Consider the following 20,930-nt stretch of genomic DNA (forward strand, 5'->3'; position numbering starts at 1 on the left):
GTCGGTGGACTTCTCAAGGGCTTCATCCAGCATCCGATCATCGTGACCCGCGTCGTCGTGACGAAGGTGCGGGCCGATCCGGTCAGGGCCGCCCAGGCGGCGGCAGACGCCATGCCGCCGCGCCTGCGTCCGGTCGTGGGCAGCGTCGCCTGGCCCGCCGCGCGCAAGGCCCGGCACATCGCCCGCAAGCTCGGCATGCGCATGGTCCGCGCGCCCTGGGACGAGGCCAAGGAGCACTGGAACACCGGCCGCGTCAGCCAGGCCGGTGACGTGCTGGAGCCGTTCATCAAGTACCCGTTCGTCAAGCGCCGCTACCAGTACTACCGGGGCGAGCTGGCGGCGATCAGCCCCGACCCGATCCCGCCGGGCCCCAAGGTGGCGATCCTGGAGCGAGTGGCCGGGCGGGTGGTCCACCTGGTCACCAACGCGCTGCCCTACACGCAGGCCGGCTACACGGTCCGCACCCACCGCATCGTCACCGCGCAGAAGGCCGCCGGCCTCGACCCGCACGTGGTCACGAGCTGGGGCTGGCCCATGCTCCAGGGCCACGCCGACGCCGCCCCGTACGAGGAGATCGACGGCATCCCCTACTACCGCCACATGCCCGACGGGCACGGCGAGGTGCCGTTCGAGATGCACGGCCGCATGGTGCGGGGCGCCGACGCCGTCACCACGCTGGTCGCCCAGCTCCGGCCGCAGGTGCTGCACGCCGCCACCGACCACCGCAACGGCTCGGTGGCCCACGCGGTGCGCGAGCGCACCGGCACGCCGTTCGTGTACGAGGTGCGCGGGTTCCTGGAGGAGACCTGGGCCTCGCGTGACCCGGTCCGCATCGGCAGCCAGCGCCACGTGCTCCAGCGCGAGCGCGAGGCGTTCCTGATGAACGAGGCCGACGCGGTCGTCACGCTGGCCGAGACGATGGCGGCGGAGATCGTCGAGCGGGGCGTGCCCCGCGAGCGCATCCACCTGGCCCCCAACGCGGTCGACGACGCGCTGCTGACCGCCCACTACGACGGGGCGTCGTTCCGCCGCGAGATGGGCATCGGCGACAAGGAGATCGTCGTCGGCTCGGTGTCCAGCATCGTCGCCTACGAGGGATTCGCCACACTGCTGCGCGCGGCGGCGCTGCTGCGCGACGAGGGCGCCCCGGTGCGGGTGCTGCTCGTCGGCGACGGCACCGAGCGGGCCAACCTGCTGGAGCTCGTCGAGGAGCTGAACCTGACCACGGCGATCCTGCCCGGCCGGGTCGGCCCCGACGAGGCGCTGCAGGCCCAGGACGCCATCGACATCTTCGTCTGCCCCCGCGAGGACCTGCGGGTCACCCGGCTCGTCACGCCGCTCAAGCCGGTCGAGGCGATGGCGCTGGGCAAGCCCGTGGTGCTCAGCGACCTGCCGGCGCTGTCCGAGCTCGTCGGCTCCGACGGGGCGGGCATGCTGGTGCCGCCCGGCGACCCGGAGGCGCTGGCCAAGGCGCTGGCGGGGCTCGCCCAGGACCCGGCCAAGCGCGCCGAGATGGGCGAGGCGGGCCGGGCGGAAGTCGCGGCGAAGCGCACGTGGAGCCGCGTTGCCGAGACATATCAGGCTCTCTACCGATCGCTTGCCGAATGATGACCTACGGATTGGCTGTCTGTTGTGACGGGTTCGGTCGCATTAGGCGTGAGCTAGGTGGACTTGAGATAACCTTTGCGACCATGAAGTGTTGTTTCCGGCTCTCCAAGGCACTGCTGTGACAGAAATCGACTTGGCTGTCATCGGTCTGGGCTACGTCGGCATGCCTCTCGCCAAAGAGGCTGTGGCCGCCGGGCTGCGGGTCGTCGGCGTGGACGTCGACCCCCGGAAGATCGACGCGCTCAACGCCGGGCAGTCCTACATCGATGACCTGACCGACGCCGACCTCGAGCACATGCTGGCCAACGGTTTCCGCGCCACGCTCGACGAGTCCGTACTGGCCCGGAGCAACACGATCGTCATCTGCGTGCCGACGCCGCTGGATGAGGATCACCGCCCCGACCTGTCCGCGGTCGAGGGCGCCACCCAGACCGTCGCGCGCAACCTCACCAAGGACACGCTCGTCGTCCTGGAGTCCACCACCTGGCCCGGCACCACCGACGAGGTGGCCCGCCCGCTGCTCGAAGCCTCCGGCCTCGTCGCCGGCGAGGACTTCCACCTGGCCTTCTCGCCCGAGCGCATCGACCCGGGCAACCCCAAGTACGGCCTGCGCAACACCCCCAAGGTCGTCGGCGGCTACACGCTGACCTGCCGCGACCGGGCCACGGCCTTCTACGGCCAGTTCATCGAGCAGGTCGTCCCGGTCAGCGGCACCCGCGAGGCCGAAATGGCCAAGCTGCTGGAGAACACCTACCGGCACGTCAACATCGCGCTCGTCAACGAGATGGCGATCTTCTGCGACGAGCTCGGCGTCGACCTGTGGGAAGCGATCGAGGCGGCGGCGACCAAGCCGTTCGGGTTCCACAAGTTCCTGCCGGGGCCGGGCGTCGGCGGGCACTGCATCCCCGTCGACCCGTCCTACCTGTCCTACACGGTCCGCAAGCTCGGCTACCCGTTCCGGTTCGTCGAGCTGGCCCAGGAGATCAACGAGCGGATGCCGTCGTACGTGGTGGCCCGCGTGCAGCGCCTGCTCAACAGGCACAAGAAGGCAGTCAACGGCGCCCGGGTGGTCCTGCTCGGCGTAACCTACAAGCCGGACATCGCCGACGAGCGTGAAACCCCGGCCCTGCCCGTGGCGCGTGCGCTGCTGGAGCTGGGGGCCGAGCTCACGTTCGCGGACCCGTACGTCAAGGAGTGGTCGGTAGACGGCACGCCCGTCGGGCGTGAGGAAGATCTGGCCCAGGCCGTGGCCGACGCCGACGTGACGCTGCTGTTGCAGCAGCACGCCGCGTTCGACCTCGGCATGGTCGAGGCTAAGGCCCGGCTCGTGCTCGACACCCGCGGTGTTCTCACCGAGGGTGAACGCGTCGAGCGGCTGTAGCGACGGAAGGCTGCGCGCAGTGCACGTGCTCGTCATGACGGTGGTGCATAACCCCGAGGACGCGAGAATTCTGCATAGGCAGATTCGCGCACTCGTGGATGCCGGTCATGAGGTCACGTACGCCGCCCCCTTCACCGCCCACGGCGTGGTGCCGAGGCCGTGGGTGAACGGCGCCGACCTCCCGAGGGCCGTCCAGCGCAAGAGGCTGTCGGCCACCTGGCAGGCCCGCAGGCTGTTCAAGCGGATGCGCGGCAAGGTCGACCTGGTGCTGATCCACGACCCTGAGCTGCTGTTCGCCGTCTGGGGCGTGCGCAACAGGCCGCCGGTCGTGTGGGACGTGCACGAGGACACCCCGGCGACGCTGTCGCTCAAGCCGTGGCTGCCCGCGCCGCTGCGCCCGCCGGCGCGCTTCCTGGCCCGCATGCTGGAGGGCGCCGCCGAGAGCAACCTGCACCTGCTGCTGGCCGAGACGGCCTACGCGGGGCGGTTCAAGCACGCCCACCTGATCGTGCCGAACGAGACGTGGGTGCCCGACTCGGTGACGCCGCCGGGCGACGACCGGGTGGTCTACCTCGGCTGGCTGTCCAGGGCCCGCGGGGTGATGGAGTCGATCGAGGTCGCCAAGCTGCTCCAGCCGTACCGGGTGACGGTCGAGCTGATCGGCTACGCCGACCCGCAGAGCCGGCCGCTGCTCAACCAGGCGGTCGCCGACGGGCTGCTGGAGTGGCGCGACTTCATGCCGAACGACGAGGCGCTCAAGCGGCTCGACGGCGCGCTGGCCGGCCTGTCGCTGCTGCACGACGAGCCGAACTACCGCCACTCGATGCCCACGAAGATCGTGGAGTACATGGCGCACGGCATCCCGGTGATCACCACGCCGTCCCCGCGCGCGGTCGAGCTCGTGGAGCGCTACGAGAGCGGCGTCGTGGTGCCCTGGGAGGACCCGAAGGCCGTGGCCCAGGCGGTGCTGACCTTGAGGGACGACGTGCGCGAGCGCCGGGCGCAGGGCGCGCGCGGCTACGCGGCGGCACGCGCGAACCACCACTGGCCCAACTCCGCCAAGCGGTTCGTCTCGCAGCTCGAAGCCTGGGCCGGCGTCAAGCGATAAGCGTTTATCCCGGGCAGATCATGAGGGCGGTAGGTTCCTGAACGTGCGCTGGCTCTTCGTACTCCTGGGGGCAGCGATCCTGGCCGCGGTGGGGGCCGTGATCGTGGTGCTGCCCGACGACGAACCCGTCAGGACCGCCACCCGCACCGCGCGCCCGACGCCGAGCGAGACCGAGCGGACCCCGTCGGTCCCCGGCTTCACCGACCCGTGCGGAACGTTCGACACCGGCGAGAAGGCCCCGTACGCCGTCACCGGCTACTGGGTGACCCCCCGGTCCAACCCGTGCACCTGGCGCCGCCAGTTCCAGGAGATCCACCAGGTCGGCGGCGACACCGTCATCAGGATCGGCTACGGCCTGCAGTACCGCACGGTCGACGACGACGGCTTCGTCCAGGCCAAGGACGGCACCGTCGACGCCCGCTACGAGGACTGCGTCGAGGACGGCCTGTCCTGCCACGCCGCCGCCGTGCGCGACCTGAAGGCGGCCAACCCGGACAACCGCATCGGGCGCACGTACGTCTACCGCACCGACGAGTCGTTCGGCCCCGGCCTGTTCAGGTGCGCGCCGATGGAGCGCACGATCCGGGGCGGCAAGCACCTCTACTTCCGCGTCCTGGCCCCGATGGACGGCTCCGACGACCCGACCTGCGACTTCAGCCGGGCCAGGACGTACGACCTGATCCTGATCGCGGGCGCGCCCGAGGACAGCCTGACCGAGCTGCTCGACCTGGGTGACCGGTTCGGCGTGCGGGTGTTCCCGGCGTTGCCGCTGGCGCCGCGCGACCCGAAGGTGCAGATCAGGGCCAACCCGGAGCATCTGGGCACGCTGACCACGCTCACCCGGCGCATCCTCCAGGACTACGGCGCGCGCTTCGCCGACCGCGGGTCGCTCGGCGGCGTCTACCAGCCGTTCGAGGTGCAGATGAGCGAGTCGCTGACCGACGAGCACCCGACCCTCCAGGTGTACGCCGACCAGCACAAGATCGTCCAGCAGGAGCTGCCGGAGAAGCCCATCCTGATCAGCCCCTACCTCGACGCGCGCAAGCGGGTCGCCTTCGGCCAGACGCCCGCCCAGGTCGCCGCCGCGTTCAAGGCGCTGACCAGGACCGGGGTCGGCATCATCGCCCCGCAGGACAGCCGCGGCACCGGCAAGGTGGGCCTGTTCTGGCCCGACCAGCGTGACGAGGAGGTGGACGAGCGGCTGCGCTCCATCGTCGGCGAGACCACGTACGGCATCGCCTACCACGGCTCCACCCGCGACTACTACCGCGAGATGGCGACCGCCCGCGAGGAGATGCTGGAGGCCGGCTTCAACGTGCAGCTCTGGGCGAACGTGGAGGCGTTCGAGCCGTCCGGCGACAAGCCGTGCGCCCCCCAGGGCACCCGGGGCAAGACCGACAAGAAGCGCCTCGACCAGGCCGTCACCATGGCCGGCCGCTACGTGCAGAAGATCGTCTCCTACATGTGGAGCGACTACATGACCTGCGGCACGCCGTCGCTGGAGAGCGAGCTCAAGAAGGACTGGCAGCGGCCCATCGCCGTCGACGCCATCAGGCGCGCCCGCGCCCCCCAGGACGGCGTCGAGGTGCGCGGCTACAACCTCAAGGACGGCACCGTCAGCATCGAATGGTCCGGCGGCTCCAGGGAGATCGTCGTCGCCGAGGCCGGCTGGCTGGACCTCGACCCGCTGGAGGAGCTGCCCGAGCACATGGTCACGGCCTGGGTGCCGTTCGACTGGACGCTGGTCCCGGCCGGGGAATGGGTCAGGATCCGCGTCAGGACCGCGGCGGGCCAGGAGACCACCGAGCCGCTGCACGTCCGCATCGCGGCCTGACCGGCGCCGGGGCCGTGTAACGTGCCTGGCATGGTTCCGAGCATCCCGGTCAGCGTCGACCTGGTCGTGCTCACCGTACGACACCAGGCGTTGAGCGCGCTCGTGTGGCGGCGCGACAACCCGCCGTTCCTGCGCCGCTGGTCGCTTTCGGGCGGGTTCATCCAGCTCGACGAGGACCTGCCGGCCGCGGCCCACCGCATCCTCGCCGAGCGCGCCGGCCTCCCGGGCGCCCCCGTCCACCTGGAGCAGCTCCAGACCTACGGCTACCCCGACCGCGACCCCCGCCAGCGCGTCCTCAGCGTCGCCTACCTCGGCCTGGCCCCCGACCTGCCCGCCTCGGAGAAGGCCCACATGAGCTGGCAGCCGGTCGACACGCTGACCGTCATGGCCTTCGACCACCGCCGCATCATGCTCGACGGCGTCGAGCGGGCCCGCAGCAAGCTCGAATACACCGCGCTCGGCGCCGCCTTCTGCCCGCCGGAGTTCACGGTCGCCGACCTGCGCCGCGTGTACGAGATCGTCTGGGGCCGGACGCTCGACCCGCGCAACTTCCACCGCAAGGTCACCAAGGCCGAGGGCTTCCTCGTCGAGACCGGCGCCACCACCACCCGCGACGGCGGCCGCCCGGCCAAGCTCTACCGCCGCGGCCCCGCCGAGCTGCTGCATCCCCCGATGCTGCGCTCCCTCAAGGAGTGACCGGGAAGGCCCCCGACCGGCTGCCATAAGGTAAGGCCATGCCTCGTTTCCGCACGATTCTGGACACGATGCCCGCCTACAAGCCGGGCAAGGCCGTCACCACCCCCGACGGCCGGTCGTACAAGCTGTCCTCCAACGAGTCGCCCTACGACCCGCTGCCTTCGGTGGTGGAGGCGATCGCCGAGGGGGCACGGCAGGTCAACCGCTATCCCGACCCCGGCGCGATCAAGCTGACCGAGGCGATCGCGGAGCGGTTCGGGGTGCCGTTCGAGCACATCGCGCTGGGCGCCGGGTCCGTGACGGTGGCGCAGCAGCTGTTCGAGACCGTGGGCGAGCCGGGCGCGGAGGTCGTCTACGCGTGGCGGTCGTTCGAGGCGTACCCGCTGCTGGCCGACCTGTCCGGCACCACGTCCGTACGGGTGCCGCTGGCCGACGAGCAGCACGACCTCGACGCCATGGCGGAGGCGATCACGCCCGAGACCCGCATGGTGTTCGTGTGCAACCCGAACAACCCGACCGGCACGGCGGTCCGCGAGCGCGAGCTGGTGGCGTTCCTCGACCGGGTGCCGCAGGACGTGCTGGTGGTGCTGGACGAGGCCTACCGGGAGTACGTGCGCGACGAGTCGGTGCCCGACGGCCTGACCCTCTACCGCGACCGGCCCAACGTGTGCGTGCTGCGCACGTTCTCCAAGGCGTACGGGCTGGCGGGGCTGCGGGTCGGCTATCTGGTCGGGCACGAGCCGGTGGCGACGGCGGTGCGCAAGACGATCATCCCGTTCGCGGTCAACCACCTGGCGCAGATCGCCGCGATCGCCTCGCTGAAGGCCGAGGACGAGCTGCTCGAACGGGTCGACGCGGTGGTCAAGGAGCGCACCCGGGTGCGCGAGACGCTCATCGCCCAGGGCTGGACGGTGCCGCCCACGGAGGCGAACTTCGTCTGGCTGCGCACCGGCGAGCGCACGATGGACTTCGCCGCCGCCTGCGCGGTGGAGGGCGTGGCGGTGCGGCCGTTCGCGGGCGAGGGCGCCCGGGTCTCGATCGGCGACCCGGAGGCCAACGACGCCTTCCTGAAGGCCGCGGGCGCGTTCCTGAAGGGCTAGGGCCTGTCCCGAGGGGTCAGACCTTCACCGCCTCCCCTTCGGCCTTCCTGGACGCTCTGGAGCGTCGCTCGGTGGACACCACGAGGGCGACGCCCACCAGGATGACCAGACCGCCCAGCACGATCTGCCCGGTCACCTGCTCGTCGAGCACCAGCATGCCGAGGAGCACCGCCACGACCGGGTTGACGTAGGCGTACGTCGACACGAGCGAGATGGGCGCGTTGCCGAGCAGCCAGCTGTAGGCGGTGAAGCCGATCAGCGAGCCCACGAGCACCAGGTAGGCCAGCGCCGCCCACGAACGGCCGGAGACCGCGGCGAGGTCGAGCCGCTCGCCGGCCGTCAGGCCCACGGCGATCATGCCGGCGCCGCCGACCACCATCTCGATCGTGCTGGCGGCGAACGGGTTGGCGGGCATCTGGATGCGGCCCGACAGGAACGAGCCGATCGACCAGGACGCGGACGCCACCAGGATCACCACGACGCCGGCCGTGTCGCCGGTCGCGCCGCCGCTCAGCGACACCGCGGCGACCCCGGCGAAGCCGACGAGCACCCCGGCGAGGGTGAGCACGCCGGGCCGGTCCCTGGCCGCGATGCGGAAGACCACCAGCCACAGCGGCACCGAGGCGACGAGCAGGGCGGCCAGGCCGCTGGAGATGTGCTGCTCGGCCACCGCGACCATGCCGTTGCCGCCGGTCAGCAGCAGCAGGCCGACGAGCGCGGCGCCGCCGAACTGCCGGCGCGTCATCCGGAACGCCGCCGTGCCCTTGCGCACCAGCAGGATCCCGCCGAGCAGCACCGAGGCGGTGATGAAGCGCAGCGCCCCGCTGAGCATGGGCGGCATCGTCTCGATGACGATGGCGATGCCGAGGTAGGTGGAGCCCCAGACCACGTAGACGATGGCCAGCGCTCCCCACACGAGGAGCGAGGATCGCCGGTCAGTGGTGTCACGTGTCATGACTCATGACAATAGACCCCGGCTCCGACAGCTTCCCGGCGGGTACCGGACGAGGAAATCTGGCGAGATCTTATCGATAGTCGGCATTCGTGCCACTTCTCCGCCGGCGCGCGGGCTGACAACATCGAACCCGTCCCCGACCTGCGAGGAAACGAGAAAAACCATGCCCGTTGCGTCCGTCGTGACTGCCGTGCCCGCCGCCGACACCCCGGCCGCGCTCGCCCACTTCGCCGCCCGCCTGGCCTTCGAGACCGACGTCTCCGACGTGGCCGCCGACCTGGCCGCCGGGGTCACGGGCCTGGTCGTCGTCGACTCGCGCGACGAGAGGAGCTGGGACCAGGGCCACATCCCCGGCGCGCTCCACCTGCCCACCGCCGAGATCGCCGCCCGCGCCCCCGGCCTCGTGCCGCCGGACGCCACCGTCGTGACCTACTGCTGGGGGCCCGGCTGCAACGGCTCCACCCGGGCCGCGCTGGAGTTCGCCAAGCTGGGCTACAAGGTCAAGGAGATGATCGGCGGCTTCGAATACTGGGCCCGTGAGGGGCTGGCCGTTGACTCGATCGACGGGCCCGCCGGTCGCCCGGTGGACCCGCTCACGTGCGCCTGCTGACGGAGAGCGGCGGAGGCTTTTGGTGCCCCCGTCCGAATCCTGTCGATCGGGGGCGTCGCCATTCATACCCGTGTTCCGGCGCGGCCAACCCCTGAATCTCACCCAGAGTGAAGACGACCCACCCCTCACTCGGTGAAGAGGTCCGCTGCCGTACACCCCTCACCCGGTGAAGAGGCCCGCCGCCGTCAGAGGGGGAAGGGATGACGGCGGGCCCGTACCTGGAGGAGAAGCGTCAGCGCGGGCCGAGCTTCTCCACGATGAGCCGGTAGAGCTGGCGCGGGCGCCCCGGCTGCGGCGTGCGGTTCGGCGGCAGCGGCCACGCGAGTCCCTCGTCAACCAGCGTGCGCAGCAACCGCCGAGCCGTACGCGGCGTCACCCCCAGCATCTTCCCGGCGCCCTCGGCGTCCACCACGGTGTCGCCGCCCTCCAGCTTGGCAGCCAGCCGGGCCAGCACCTCGACCCCCTTCGGCTTGAGCGCCGTGGACCCCGTCGGCGGCATCCGGGGCGCGGGGATGAGCGCCCGCCCCTCCCGGTCCACCGCGAACCCCTGGGCCTGCTTGCCCGCCTGCGTGCGCGCCAGCGCGGCCCGTGCGTGCGACTCGGCGTCGTGCGTCGTGCGGCCCATGCCCACGCCCACCTCGACCGCCAGCCCCAGCTCGTCGCGGATCCTGGCCGCGAACGGCAGCACCCGGAACCCGTCGGTGGCCGAGGCGATCGAGCCCCGGGTCGCGGTGACCAGGTAGCTGTGGTCGTCGATCGGCCACACCGTGGCGTTGATCCGGTTGGCCTCCTGGACGAGCAGCCGGTGCAGCGACAGCCGCAGCTCGTCCCGCCAGTAGCGGGGAGCCGCGCGCCGTACCGGCTCGCGCAGCGTCGGCACCTCCACCAGCACGACCGTGAGCTGTGACTCCTCAAGCCGGTGATGCGCGCCCAGCAGCGCGGCCGTGTGCAGCGCGGTGCGCACCGCCGCCGACGTCGGCCGCACCCGGATGACCGGAACGCCCGCCGCCTGCAACCGCTCCGCCACCGCCGGCAGGCACGTCAGCGCCCCCGTCGTGGCACCCTGGCGCGACAGCCGCTCGTGGAAGGCGGCGATCGTCCCGGTCGCGCCGGGCTCGTCACGGCTGTGCACGTCCGCCGCCGGAATCCCGAGATCGGTGTACGCCTCCTCGACGTCGGCCCGGCTGACCACGTCCACGCTGACCCGTTGCGGGTCGACGCGCGGATCCAGCGCCGCCTTGGCCAGTGCCGCCACCAGTGCCGCCCCGCCCAGCTGGACGTACGTGGCGGGCATCGTCAGCACGCCGGAACGCCTCGCCAGGTCGTACGGGACCGGGCTGGCGAACAGACACGCGTCGACGCCCGGGCCGAGCCGGGTCACCTTGTCGGGCGCCTCCTGCTCGTCACGGTAGGCGGCCGCCACGAGACGGCACGGCAGCGGTGCCGCCGCGTGCCCCATGAGCATGACCCGCTCGACCAGATCATGGGGCCCGACCACGCCAATAGTGAGGTCCGGTGTCATGGCGCCCGGGCGTGACACTCGGGGTGTTTCTTCGGCCCTCTCGACCAATGTTCGTCCCATCCTGCGATCCGATGCAGTGCTCTCTTTTGGAACGATCGCTCGCGGGGGCCGTAATGTCACGCCCGACTTTTCCGGAAAGACGTTCTGGTTGACCGTCCGTCAAGGTGTTTTAGCAGCTCAACGGGGTTTTCCAGGCTCTTTTCAGTCTTCGGAAATCTCTCGTGTAATGTCCGCGCCGAGTGCCCGCATTCGCACGGCGAGATCTGCGTGGCCGCGATCGATCAGGTAACCCGAGTCGATGACGGTCTCGCCTTTGGCCGCCAGTCCGGCGAGAACCAGGGCAATACCGGAGCGCAGATCATGGGCGGTTACTCGGGCGCCGGCGAGAGGCGTGGCGCCGCGCACGATCGCCCGGCTGCCGTCGACCTCCACGTTGGCGCCCATCTTGTTCAGCTCGCCGGCCAGGGCGAAGCGCCCGTCGAAGATCCGCTCGTGGATGTAGCTGGTGCCGTCGGCCAGCGCGGCCACCGTCATCATCGGCGACTGCAGGTCGGTGGCGAAGCCCGGGTAGGTGTCGGTGATGATGTTGATCGGGCGCAGCGGCCGGTCGCAGCGCACGTGCAGCACCGCGCCCTGGCGGGCGAAGTCGACGCCCATCTGCTCCAGCTTGTAGCGGACGACGCCCAGGTCGAGGCCGGTGCCGACGAGGCTGAGCTCGCCCTGCGTGATGGCCGCGGCCATCGCGAACACCCCGGCGTCGAGCCGGTCGGGCATCACCGTGTGCTCGACGGCGTGCAGCTCCTCGACGCCCTCGACGGTGATGAAGCCGGTGCCGCCGCCGCTGATCCGGGCGCCCATCTTGGTGAGCATGTCGATGACGTCGAGCACCTCGGGCTCCAGCGCCGCGTTCTCGATCACGGTGGTGCCCTTGGCCAGGGCGGCGGCCATGATCAGGTTCTCGGTGCCGGTGTGGGACGGGGTGTCGAGGTAGAGCGTGGCGCCGGTCAGGCCGGACGCCTTGACGTGGATGACGGTCTCGCCCTCGTCCACCACGGCGCCCAGCCGCTTGTAGCCCAGGTAGTGGAAGTCGAGGTTGCGGCTGCCGAGGTTGCAGCCGCCGACGCCCTCGACGATGGCCTCGCCCAGCCGGTGCAGCAGGGCGGGCGTGAACAGCACGGAGCCGCGGAAGCGCCGGGCGATCTCGGCGGGCAGCACCGGCCTGTTCAGGCGGGAGGCGTCGATCACCAGCGTGCGCTCGGACTCGTGCAGCTCGACGTAGGCGCCGACGCACTCGGCCAGCTCGACGGCGCGGCGCACGTCCTCGATGATCGGCACGTTGCGCAGGACGGTGCGGCCCTTGGCGGCCAGCAGGGCCGCGCCGATCATCGGCAGCACGGCGTTCTTCGCGCCCTGGATGAAGGCGGTTCCACGCAGTGCGTTGCCACCGCGCACGCGGTAACGGACCATTCCTGCGGCTCCTTGCAAATTATCGGTGGGGCTAGATCCGGCCAACAGTAGCCGCTATCACCACGTGACCCGGCCGAATCATCCGGTAAAGGAAGTGCCCGTAAGGCGCTCGTAGGCGTCGAGATAGCGCTGCCGGGTGCGCTCGACCACGTGGTCAGGAAGGCGCGGTGGGGGGTTTCCGGAGTTTTTGTCCCATCCGGATTCGGGCGACGTTAGCCAATCCCGGACATACTGCTTGTCGAATGACGGCTGAGAACGCCCCGGCTGCCACTCGTCGGCCGGCCAGAAGCGCGAGGAGTCGGGCGTGAGCACCTCGTCCCCCAGCGTCAGCACCCCGTCGGAGTCCCAGCCGAGCTCGATCTTCGTGTCGGCCACGATGATGCCGCGCTCGCGGGCGATCTCGGCGCCCCGCGCGTAGACGGCCAGCGTGATCCGGCGCAGCTCCTCGGCCGTCTCCGCGCCGACCTCGGCCACCACCCGCTCGAAGGCGATCGGCTCGTCGTGCTGCCCCATCGGCGCCTTCGTCGACGGCGTGAAGATCGGCTCAGGCAGCCGCGAGCCGTCCTCCAGCCCGGCCGGCAGCGCCACTCCCGACACCGTGCCGGTCTCCCGGTATTCGGCCAGCCCGCCGCCCGTCAGATAGCCCCGGGCCACGCACTCCACCTGGACCATCTCCAGCGGGCGCACCAGCACACCACGCGGCTCGGCCCCCCGCGCCACCACGTGGTTGGGCACCACGTCACGCAACTGCTCGAACCACCACAGTGACATCTGCGTGAGGATCGCCCCCTTGTCGGGGATGTCGGGCTCCAGCACGTAGTCGAACGCCGAGATCCGGTCGGAGGCCACCATCAGCAGCAGCCCGTCGTCCGTCTGGTAGAGATCGCGAACCTTGCCGGAATGCAGGTGCTTCATCGGGCGATGTCCGTCCGGTAGTGGGAGCCGCGCAGCTCGACGCGCGAGACCAGCTCGTAGGCGTTGCGCCGGGCGCTGTCCTGGTCGGGACCGGTGCCCACGACGGTCAGCACCCGCCCGCCGGCCGACACGATCCCGCCGTCGCCGTCGCTCGCCGTGCCCGCGTGGAGCACGTACGCGCCGGGCGTCGGCTCCAGCCCGCCGATCACGTCACCCTTGACCGGCGCCTCCGGGTAGCCCTCCGACGCGATCACCACCGCTACCGCCGCGCCGTCGCGGAACACCGGGTCGGGCCCCAGCTCACCGGTCGCGCACGCCATCAGCAGCCCGCCCAGCGGCGTCTCCAGCCGGTCGAGCACCACCTGCGTCTCCGGGTCGCCGAAACGCGCGTTGAACTCGATCACCTTCGGGCCCTTCGACGTCAGGGCCAGCCCCACGTACAGCACGCCCTGGAAAGGCAGCCCGCGCCGGCTCAGCTCCCCGATCGTCGGATGCACGACCTCGCGCATCACCTGGTCGGTCAGGCCCTCGGGAGCCCACGGCAGCGGCGTGTAGGCGCCCATCCCGCCGGTGTTGGGCCCGGCGTCGCCGTCGTGGGCCCGCTTGAAGTCCTGCGCCGGCTGCAGGGCCACCGCCGTGCTGCCGTCGCACAGCGCGAACAGCGACACCTCGGGCCCGTCGAGGAACTCCTCGATCACCACCCGGCCGCACGCCCGCGCGTGCTCCAGCGCCGCGTCGCGGTCGCCGGTCACCACGACGCCCTTGCCCGCCGCCAGCCCGTCGTCCTTGACCACGTACGGGGTGCCGAACTCGTCGAGCGCCGCCGCGGCCTCCTCCGGCGTCACGCACACCCGGGACCGCGCCGTCGGCACGTCGGCCGCGCGCATGATCTCCTTGGCGAACGCCTTGGAGCCCTCGATCATCGCCGCCTCCCGGGACGGCCCGAAGCACGCGATGCCCGCCTCGCGGACCGCGTCGGCCACGCCGGCCACCAGCGGCGCCTCCGGCCCGACGACGACCAGATCCACCCCCAGCCGCCCGGCCAGCCCCGCGACCTCCTGCGGGTCGAGCGGATCGACGCGGTGCAGGGTCGCGACCTCCCCGATCCCCGGGTTGCCGGGGGCACAATGAAGCTCGCCGACCTGCGGGTCGAGGCGGAGCGAACGGCACAGGGCGTGCTCACGCCCACCGGATCCAATGACTAGAACGCGCACCCGCCCATTCTCGCAGCCCACCGCCCCGAACCGGCCCCGCCCCCGGGAAGCCGCCGGAACCGGTGCCGAGTTCGTCGGCGTGTACGCGGCGCTTGACTGGCGCTCCTGTGGTAAGTTAGGGCGGCTTTCTGGCGTCCCCACGCGATTGGAGGTGGTCCGGGATGAATCCTGGTGATCCCAGCAGTACGTGCTCACCCACGTACTCCCCGAATACCCCCGACCACTCCAATCCGGCAGCCTGATCGTGCCTCCACGCATGCGTGTTGATTGAGGTGACTTTTCGTCGCGCGTGGAGCGTGCCAGGTCGGGCGGAAAGGGACTGCCATGCGCTCGTCCACGCTTTTCCGTCGCATCAACCGTCACCCTGTGCAGCCGCACGCCCCGCGTCAGCGCCCGCAGCCGGTGCGTGAAGCCTGCGTGCCCCCTGTTGACTCCATCGTCGAGTACGGCGCGTACATCGACGGCAAGAAGGCTCCCGCCACCGGCATAGCCGAGTCCGTCGAGCTGGTCCGCGCCCACAACCGCGTGGCCTCGGCCGGGCCCCGGGCGTTCGTCTGGGTCGGGCTGCACGAGCCCGCCGCGCCCGAGGTCGAGTGGCTCGCCGAGGTGTTCGGCCTGCACCCGCTGGCCGTGGAGGACGCGGTCAAGGCCCACCAGCGTCCCAAGGTCGAGCGCTACGGCGATTCGCTGTTCATGGTCCTCAAGACGATCGCGTACCTGGACCACGACGAGCTGACCGCCACGAGCGAGATCATCGGCGCGGGCGAGATCATGGTGTTCCTCGGCGTCGACTTCGTGGTGACGGTGCGTCACGGCGAGCACTGCCCGCTGGCTGAGGTGCGCGAGCGGATCGAGACCAAGCCGGAGCTGCTGGAGCGCGGCCCGGCGGGCGTGCTGCACGCGATCTCCGACCACGTGGTCGACCGCTACCTCCAGGTGGCCGACCTGATGCAGCTGGAGCTGGAGGAGGTCGAGGCGACGGTGTTCGCCGACGTGAGCTCCCGCGACATCAACCGGATCTACCAGCTCAAGCGGGAGATGCTGGAGCTCAAGCGGGCGGTGACGCCGCTCCAGGCGCCGCTGGCGGCGCTGCCCCAGCGGCGGGTGATCCCGTCGGAGATGCGCGAATACTTCCGTGACGTGGGCGACCACCTGTCGAGGGTGTGCGAGCAGGTCGACTCGTCGAACGAGCTGTGCAGCTCGATCCTCCAGGCGGCGCTGGCCCGCTCGAACGCGCTGGCCAACGAGGACATGCGCAAGATCTCGTCGTGGGTGGCGATCCTGGCGGTGCCGACGATGATCGCCGGCATCTACGGCATGAACTTCGACTTCATGCCGGAGACCAAGCAGGTGTGGGGCTATCCGGCGGTCCTCGCGGTGATGATCACCGCCTGTGTGCTGCTGCACCGCGGTTTCCGCCGCAACGGCTGGCTCTGACTAGACGCCGACGGGCTTGAGCGGCTCGACGGGGTCGGGCAGCTCCAGGCCCCGTTCGGCCCACACGGCGCGCATGCGGTCGGGATAGTCGGTGACGATCCCGGCCGCGCCGAGGTCGAGCATGCGGGCGGCGAGCGCGGCGTCGTTGACGGTCCACACGGCCACGTCGAGCCCGGCGCGCGACGCCTGCGCCATCAGCTTCTCGTCGACCATCACGTGCTCGGGGGAGAGCGTGGTCGCCCCGGCGTCGCGGGCGGCGGCGGGGATGTCGTCGCCGAGCGGGCCGTTCCAGCCGAGCGTGGCGCGTTCGACGAGCGCGAAGCGGCGCGTGTCGGGCGCGAGCTTGGCGGCGTAGCCGATGATGCGCCAGTCGAAGCTGAGAATCGCGGCGTTGCGCAGCCTGTTGTGCCGGTCGAGCTCGTCGACCACCATCTCGGTGTAGAGCTCGGGGTCGGGCGTGAGCGCGGGCCTGGTGGGGTCGGACTTGAGCTCGACGTGCACCCGTACGCTCTCGGCCGCGTAGGCGTTGACCAGGCCGAGCACGGCGCCGAGCGTGGGCATCCGGGTCTCGGGCATCGCGACCTGGGTGAGCGCGAACGGGTCGTCGGGGTGGCGCGGCAGCCGCACGCCCACGTCGAGCGTGCGCAGTTGCGCGAGCGTCAGCGCGTTGATCGGCTTGCCGACGTACGGGAAGGCGGGGTCGCCGGGCGTGACCGGGCGGGTGTCGGTGCTGGTCACGGCCGAGACCGTGAGGTCGTGCGTCAGCACGAGGCGCCGGTCGGCGGTGAGCGCCACGTCGAGCTCCAGCGCGTGGACGCCGAGCTCCATCGTGCGGCTCATGCCGGGCAGCGTGTTTTCGGGCCAGAGGCCTCTCGCACCCCGATGACCATGTATCTCAACGCGCACACCGGGGACCCTACCTGGCCCGGCGTGCCTTCACGCGCCGCCACGCCGTGCCCATTTTGTACGGTTACGGGCTTTGTTCGTAGGTCCATGAGTAGACGACCTGGTCCCATTCCGGCGAACCGCCCGCGCTTTCGTACGTGGCCTGGGCCGGTTCGTTGTCCTCGCCGGTGGCCGTCCACAGCCCGTAGCAGCCCCGCTCGCGCGCCAGCCTGCCGAGCGCCAGCACCAGCGCCCTGGCGATGCCCTGGCCGCGGTACGCCTCGTCGACGCCGAGCTCGTACAGGAACATCTCGGTGCCCTTGTCGGGGTGGGTCATCTCGACCCCGGTGACCATGCCCGCGGGGACGTCGTCCACGTAGGCGACGAGCAGGTGGTGCCTGTCGTCGGCGAGGAACCTCTCGGTGGCCTCGCGCTCGGGCGCCGCGTCGAAGAGCCGGCCGGCCGCCTCGACGGCCTCGGAGCGGGTGACGCGTCGGATGTCCATGAGGGGGAGAGTAGGCAGCTCATCCCGATGATCGCACCCGAATTTAACGCGATAAATGCAACAGTCTTGCAATAAGATGCACAACCATGACGGGGGCTCTCAAAACTACCCAAATAGACACGGTCAGGGCATGGGTCGACGGGTGGGTGATCTCCCGCGACACCCCGCCCCCCGTGCCCGAGCCCTGGGGCTACCGCGTGGACGTCGGCCTGCCCGGCCACCTCGTCCGCCACGTCCTGCCCGCCCCGACACCGGCCCTCATCCAGCACCTGACCGGTACGATCACCGTCCCCGGCACCTGGCTCAAGCTCTGCGCCCCGGCCGACCTGATCGCGCCCTGGCTGCCCGCCGGCTGGGACATCGAGCCGCCCGAGTTCATGATGACCGCCGCGCTGCGCCCCGAGCCCGTCAAGGCGCCCGCCGGCTACACGGCGGCCGTCACCACCCGCTCCGGCGTCACCGTCGCCCGCCTCCTCACGACGGCGGGCGAGATGGCCGCACGCGGCCAACTGGCCGTCGCCGGCCGCACCGCCGTCGTCGACCGGGTCGAGACCGCCCCCGGCCACCGGCGGCGCGGCCTCGGCAGCGTCGTCATGCGCACGCTGACAGCCGCCGCCCACGCGGCGGGCGCCACCGGCGGCGTGCTGGTGGCCACCCCCGAGGGCCGGGCGCTCTACGAACGCCTCGGCTGGCGGCTGCACTCGCCGATGACGGCGGCCGTGCTCAGATCAGCGAGCGGATGACCAGCGTCTGGTCACGGCCCGGGCCGACGCCGATCGCCGAGATCGGCGCGCCGCTCATCTCCTCCAGCGTGCGCACGTAAGCCTGGGCGTTCGGCGGCAGGTCCTCGAACGTCTTGGCTCCCGTGATGTCCTCCTGCCAGCCGGGGAACTCCTCGTAGATCGGCTTGGCGTGGTGGAAGTCCGTCTGCGTCATCGGGATCTCGTCATGCCGCGTGCCGTCCACGTCGTACGCGACGCACACCGGGATGCGCTCCAGGCCCGACAGCACGTCGAGCTTGGTGAGGAAGAAGTCCGTGACGCCGTTGATGCGGGTCGCGTACCGGGCGATGACCGCGTCGAACCAGCCGCAGCGGCGGTTGCGGCCGGTCGTGACGCCGTACTCGCCGCCCGTCTGGCGCAGCCACTCGCCCATCTCGTCCTCCAGCTCCGTGGGGAACGGGCCGGAGCCGACGCGGGTCGTGTAGGCCTTGAGGATGCCGATCACCCGCGTCAGCCGCGTCGGCGGGATGCCCGAGCCGGCGCAGGCTCCGCCCGAGGTGGGCGAGGACGACGTGACGAACGGGTAGGTGCCGTGGTCGATGTCGAGCAGCGTGCCCTGCCCGCCCTCCAGCAGCACGAACTTGCCCTCGTCCAGCGCCTTGCTCAGCACCAGCGAGGTGTCGGCGATGTGCGGCTTGAGCCGCTCGGCGTAGCCGAGGTACTCCTCCAGGACGGCCTCGGGCTCCAGGCCCCGCCGGTTGTAGAGCTTGGTCAGCACCTGGTTCTTCTCGCCCAGCGCGACCTCGATCTTCTTGGCCAGGATGCCCGGGTCGAGCAGGTCCTGGACCCGGATGCCCACGCGGTAGATCTTGTCGCCGTAGGCGGGGCCGATGCCCCGGCCGGTGGTGCCGATCTTGGCCTTGCCCAGATAGCGCTCCGTGACCTTGTCCAGCGCCTTGTGGTGCGGCATGATCAGGTGCGCGTTGGCGGAGATGAGCAGCCGCTCCGCGGAGATGCCCCGCTCGGCCAGGCCGTCGATCTCCCCCAGCAGCACGCCGGGGTCGATGACGACCCCGTTGCCGATCACCGGGACCACCTCCGGCGACAGGATGCCCGTAGGCAGCAGGTGAAGCGCGTATTTCTGGTCACCGATGACCACGGTGTGACCCGCGTTGTTGCCACCCTGGTAACGGACGACGTAGTCGACGTCGCCACCGAGCAGATCGGTGGCCTTGCCCTTGCCCTCATCGCCCCACTGGGCGCCCACGAGAACGGCAGCCGGCATTGTTCAGTCTCCCGAGCACAAAACGAAACCCCTGGCGCAAGCGCGACAGGGGCTCTTGCGTAGAGAGACTACCCGAACGTGCGCATTCGTCCCAAGGGCTAGCCCTTGGTCAGCGCGTCGTAACCCGTCTGGGTGCTGTCCCTGAGGAACTGCGCGCACCGCTCGGCCTCGTCCTTCTCGCCGATCGCCTGAGCCGCCCGCGACAGCGCGTACAGGCAGCGCAGGAACCCCCGGTTCGGCTCGTGCTCCCACGGGATCGGCCCGTGTCCCTTCCAGCCGCTGCGGCGCAACTGGTCGAGGCCCCGGTGATAGCCGGTGCGGGCGAACGCGTAAGAGGTGACGGCGTGACCCTGCGCGAAGTATTCCTCTGCGAGCGCGGCCCAGGCCGCCGGGAAAGCGGGGAAGCGGGCGGCCACGTCCGAGGCCTTGGCGCCGGATTCCAGGGCCTCCCGAGCCTCGGGCAGGTCCGGCAGGTGAGTCGGGGGTGGCCCGGCGAGAAGGTTATCCATAGGACAAGTCATACCCGCCGGGCCGCGTACGTGGCTAGGAGATCTTCGTCCCACTGGACTTCAGGTGCTCGCACGCCTCGGCCACCCGGGCCGCCATGCCCGCCTCGGCCGCCTTGCCGTAGGAGCGCGGGTCGTACGCCTTCTTGTTGCCCACGTCGCCGTCGACCTTGAGCACGCCGTCGTAGTTGCGGAACATGTGGTCGGCCACCGGCCGGGTGAACGCGTACTGCGTGTCGGTGTCGACGTTCATCTTGACGACGCCGTACGAGATCGCCTCGTGAATCTCCTCCAGCAGCGAGCCGGAGCCGCCGTGGAAGACCAGGTCGAACGGCTTGTCCTTGCCGTACTTGGCGCCCACCGCGTCCTGGATCTCCTTCAGCACGCTCGGCCGCAGCTTGACGTGACCCGGCTTGTAGACGCCGTGCACGTTGCCGAACGTGGCCGCCAGCATGTAGCGGCCCTTCTCGCCCAGGCCGACGGCCTCGGCCGTGGCCAGCGCGTCACCGGCGGTCGTGTAGAGCTTCTCGTTCATCTCGCCGACGACGCCGTCCTCCTCGCCGCCGACGACGCCGATCTCCATCTCCATGATGATGTTGGCGCGGGCGCACTTGTCGAGGAGCTCCTTGGCGATCTCCAGGTTCTCCTCCAGCTCCACGGCCGAGCCGTCCCACATGTGGGACTGGAACAGCGGGTCGAGGCCCTTCGACACCCGCTCCAGCGAGATGTCGATCAGCGGCCGCATGAAGCCGTCGAGCTTGTCCTTGGGGCAGTGGTCGGTGTGCAGCGCCACCGTGACCGGATACTTGGCGGCCACCACCCTGGCGTACTCGGCCAGCGCGGTCGCGCCCGTCACCATGTCCTTGACCGTGGCCCCGGACAGGAACTCGGCGCCACCGGTGGACACCTGGACGATGCCGTCGCTCTCCGCCTCCGCGAAGCCGCGCAGCGCCGCGTTAAGGGTCTGGGACGAGGTCACGTTGATCGCCGGATAGGCGAACCCGCCGGCCTTGGCACGGTCGAGCATCTCGGCGTAGACCTCTGGAGTCGCGATAGGCATGAGTCATCTCCCTGAGAAGTAACGGCTTCGCGCAGCCAGTATCCCGGTCTGTTACCCGCCGTGGTAGAGACAACGCCCGCGCGATCTTTCGCGACCATCCGGAACGGAGCGTTACCACCG

Annotated in this window: 19 protein-coding genes; 9 read left to right on the forward strand and 10 right to left on the reverse strand. The window is 70.7% G+C overall.

All coding sequences use genetic code 11. The features are described 5' to 3' along the window. Positions 1 to 42 precede the first annotated feature (42 nt). From KME80_RS00820 to hisC, 6 genes are all read left to right on the forward strand, one after another. Positions 43 to 1,608 (forward strand): glycosyltransferase, encoded by a 1,566-nt coding sequence (locus KME80_RS00820; protein WP_308125564.1) that lies wholly within the window; start codon positions 43 to 45, stop codon positions 1,606 to 1,608. A gap of 133 nt (positions 1,609 to 1,741) precedes the next feature. Then, positions 1,742 to 2,989, forward strand: coding sequence for a nucleotide sugar dehydrogenase (locus tag KME80_RS00825; protein WP_281426673.1), 1,248 nt, complete (start codon positions 1,742 to 1,744; stop codon positions 2,987 to 2,989). A gap of 19 nt (positions 2,990 to 3,008) precedes the next feature. Continuing rightward, entirely contained in the window at positions 3,009 to 4,097 is a 1,089-nt protein-coding gene (locus KME80_RS00830; protein WP_219498936.1) for a glycosyltransferase, read from the forward strand. A gap of 43 nt (positions 4,098 to 4,140) precedes the next feature. Beyond that, positions 4,141 to 5,931, forward strand: a complete 1,791-nt coding sequence (locus KME80_RS00835) for a DUF4434 domain-containing protein (protein ID WP_219498939.1) — start codon at positions 4,141 to 4,143, stop codon at positions 5,929 to 5,931. Positions 5,932 to 5,961: 30 nt separating this feature from the next. Then, positions 5,962 to 6,627 (forward strand): NUDIX hydrolase, encoded by a 666-nt coding sequence (locus KME80_RS00840; protein WP_219498941.1) that lies wholly within the window; start codon positions 5,962 to 5,964, stop codon positions 6,625 to 6,627. Between the two features lie 38 nt (positions 6,628 to 6,665). After that, a complete protein-coding gene (hisC, locus tag KME80_RS00845) occupies positions 6,666 to 7,727 on the forward strand; it encodes a histidinol-phosphate transaminase (protein WP_219498946.1) in 1,062 nt (353 codons plus the stop codon). Positions 7,728 to 7,743: 16 nt separating this feature from the next. Here the strand turns inward: hisC and KME80_RS00850 are convergent, their stop codons facing one another. Continuing rightward, positions 7,744 to 8,682 (reverse strand): EamA family transporter, encoded by a 939-nt coding sequence (locus tag KME80_RS00850; protein ID WP_219498949.1) that lies wholly within the window; start codon positions 8,680 to 8,682, stop codon positions 7,744 to 7,746. Positions 8,683 to 8,845: 163 nt separating this feature from the next. Here KME80_RS00850 and KME80_RS00855 point away from each other — a divergent pair, with 163 nt between their 5' ends. After that, the gene (locus tag KME80_RS00855) at positions 8,846 to 9,292 is read left to right on the forward strand and encodes a rhodanese-like domain-containing protein (RefSeq protein ID WP_219498952.1); all 447 of its coding nucleotides are present in this window, start codon (positions 8,846 to 8,848) and stop codon (positions 9,290 to 9,292) included. 232 nt (positions 9,293 to 9,524) lie between these two features. Here the strand turns inward: KME80_RS00855 and KME80_RS00860 are convergent, their stop codons facing one another. The 4 genes from KME80_RS00860 to purD all read right to left on the reverse strand — a co-directional run bounded on the left by KME80_RS00860 (position 9,525) and on the right by purD (position 14,410). After that, a complete protein-coding gene (locus KME80_RS00860) occupies positions 9,525 to 10,814 on the reverse strand; it encodes a GTP cyclohydrolase IIa (protein ID WP_219498955.1) in 1,290 nt (429 codons plus the stop codon). A 201-nt stretch (positions 10,815 to 11,015) separates the two neighbouring features. Next, positions 11,016 to 12,281 carry a UDP-N-acetylglucosamine 1-carboxyvinyltransferase gene (gene murA / locus KME80_RS00865; RefSeq protein WP_219498957.1) on the reverse strand — a complete coding sequence of 422 codons (1,266 nt, stop codon included), beginning with the start codon at positions 12,279 to 12,281 and terminating at the stop codon, positions 11,016 to 11,018. Between the two features lie 78 nt (positions 12,282 to 12,359). Then, positions 12,360 to 13,196: a phosphoribosylaminoimidazolesuccinocarboxamide synthase gene (locus KME80_RS00870; protein WP_219498959.1), complete on the reverse strand. Its 837-nt coding sequence runs from the start codon at positions 13,194 to 13,196 to the stop codon at positions 12,360 to 12,362. After that, positions 13,193 to 14,410: a phosphoribosylamine--glycine ligase gene (purD, locus tag KME80_RS00875; protein WP_219498961.1), complete on the reverse strand. Its 1,218-nt coding sequence runs from the start codon at positions 14,408 to 14,410 to the stop codon at positions 13,193 to 13,195. The genes KME80_RS00870 and purD overlap by 4 nt, the downstream gene beginning before the upstream one ends. 324 nt (positions 14,411 to 14,734) lie before the next feature. Between purD and corA the strand changes: the two genes are divergently transcribed. Next, positions 14,735 to 15,847, forward strand: coding sequence for a magnesium/cobalt transporter CorA (gene corA, locus KME80_RS00880; protein WP_219498962.1), 1,113 nt, complete (start codon positions 14,735 to 14,737; stop codon positions 15,845 to 15,847). Here the strand turns inward: corA and KME80_RS00885 are convergent, their stop codons facing one another. Both KME80_RS00885 and KME80_RS00890 read right to left on the reverse strand, forming a co-directional pair. Then, positions 15,848 to 16,753 carry a glycerophosphodiester phosphodiesterase family protein gene (locus tag KME80_RS00885; RefSeq protein ID WP_219498964.1) on the reverse strand — a complete coding sequence of 302 codons (906 nt, stop codon included), beginning with the start codon at positions 16,751 to 16,753 and terminating at the stop codon, positions 15,848 to 15,850. Between the two features lie 64 nt (positions 16,754 to 16,817). Then, positions 16,818 to 17,237, reverse strand: a complete 420-nt coding sequence (locus KME80_RS00890; RefSeq protein ID WP_219498966.1) for a GNAT family N-acetyltransferase — start codon at positions 17,235 to 17,237, stop codon at positions 16,818 to 16,820. 86 nt (positions 17,238 to 17,323) lie between these two features. On the opposite strand from KME80_RS00890, the gene KME80_RS00895 reads away from it, so the two are divergent. Then, a complete protein-coding gene (locus KME80_RS00895; RefSeq protein ID WP_246643603.1) occupies positions 17,324 to 17,980 on the forward strand; it encodes a GNAT family N-acetyltransferase in 657 nt (218 codons plus the stop codon). On the opposite strand, the gene KME80_RS00900 is transcribed toward KME80_RS00895, so the two are convergent. The 3 genes from KME80_RS00900 to fbaA all read right to left on the reverse strand — a co-directional run bounded on the left by KME80_RS00900 (position 17,961) and on the right by fbaA (position 20,810). After that, positions 17,961 to 19,244 carry an adenylosuccinate synthase gene (locus tag KME80_RS00900; protein WP_219498968.1) on the reverse strand — a complete coding sequence of 428 codons (1,284 nt, stop codon included), beginning with the start codon at positions 19,242 to 19,244 and terminating at the stop codon, positions 17,961 to 17,963. The genes KME80_RS00895 and KME80_RS00900 overlap by 20 nt on opposite strands. Before the next feature lie 98 nt (positions 19,245 to 19,342). Further along, a complete protein-coding gene (locus KME80_RS00905) occupies positions 19,343 to 19,753 on the reverse strand; it encodes a DUF3151 domain-containing protein (RefSeq protein WP_219498970.1) in 411 nt (136 codons plus the stop codon). 34 nt (positions 19,754 to 19,787) lie between these two features. After that, positions 19,788 to 20,810 (reverse strand): class II fructose-bisphosphate aldolase, encoded by a 1,023-nt coding sequence (fbaA, locus tag KME80_RS00910; protein ID WP_219498972.1) that lies wholly within the window; start codon positions 20,808 to 20,810, stop codon positions 19,788 to 19,790. Positions 20,811 to 20,930 lie beyond the last annotated feature (120 nt).

This window comes from Nonomuraea ceibae, assembly GCF_019396325.1.
GTDB lineage: Bacteria > Actinomycetota > Actinomycetes > Streptosporangiales > Streptosporangiaceae > Nonomuraea > Nonomuraea ceibae.

Excerpts from the sequence above, each read along its gene's own strand:
- KME80_RS00860 (WP_219498955.1), bottom strand. The coding sequence starts at position 10,814 with ATGACACCGGACCTCACTATTGGCGTGGTCGGGCCCCATGATCTGGTC.
- KME80_RS00890 (WP_219498966.1), bottom strand. The coding sequence starts at position 17,237 with ATGGACATCCGACGCGTCACCCGCTCCGAGGCCGTCGAGGCGGCCGGC.
- KME80_RS00905 (WP_219498970.1), bottom strand. The coding sequence starts at position 19,753 with ATGGATAACCTTCTCGCCGGGCCACCCCCGACTCACCTGCCGGACCTG.
- KME80_RS00855 (WP_219498952.1), top strand. The coding sequence starts at position 8,846 with ATGCCCGTTGCGTCCGTCGTGACTGCCGTGCCCGCCGCCGACACCCCG.
- KME80_RS00840 (WP_219498941.1), top strand. The coding sequence starts at position 5,962 with ATGGTTCCGAGCATCCCGGTCAGCGTCGACCTGGTCGTGCTCACCGTA.
- KME80_RS00895 (WP_246643603.1), top strand. The coding sequence starts at position 17,324 with ATGACGGGGGCTCTCAAAACTACCCAAATAGACACGGTCAGGGCATGG.
- KME80_RS00850 (WP_219498949.1), bottom strand. The coding sequence starts at position 8,682 with ATGACACGTGACACCACTGACCGGCGATCCTCGCTCCTCGTGTGGGGA.
- KME80_RS00900 (WP_219498968.1), bottom strand. The coding sequence starts at position 19,244 with ATGCCGGCTGCCGTTCTCGTGGGCGCCCAGTGGGGCGATGAGGGCAAG.
- KME80_RS00870 (WP_219498959.1), bottom strand. The coding sequence starts at position 13,196 with ATGAAGCACCTGCATTCCGGCAAGGTTCGCGATCTCTACCAGACGGAC.
- hisC (WP_219498946.1), top strand. The coding sequence starts at position 6,666 with ATGCCTCGTTTCCGCACGATTCTGGACACGATGCCCGCCTACAAGCCG.
- corA (WP_219498962.1), top strand. The coding sequence starts at position 14,735 with ATGCGCTCGTCCACGCTTTTCCGTCGCATCAACCGTCACCCTGTGCAG.
- fbaA (WP_219498972.1), bottom strand. The coding sequence starts at position 20,810 with ATGCCTATCGCGACTCCAGAGGTCTACGCCGAGATGCTCGACCGTGCC.
- murA (WP_219498957.1), bottom strand. The coding sequence starts at position 12,281 with ATGGTCCGTTACCGCGTGCGCGGTGGCAACGCACTGCGTGGAACCGCC.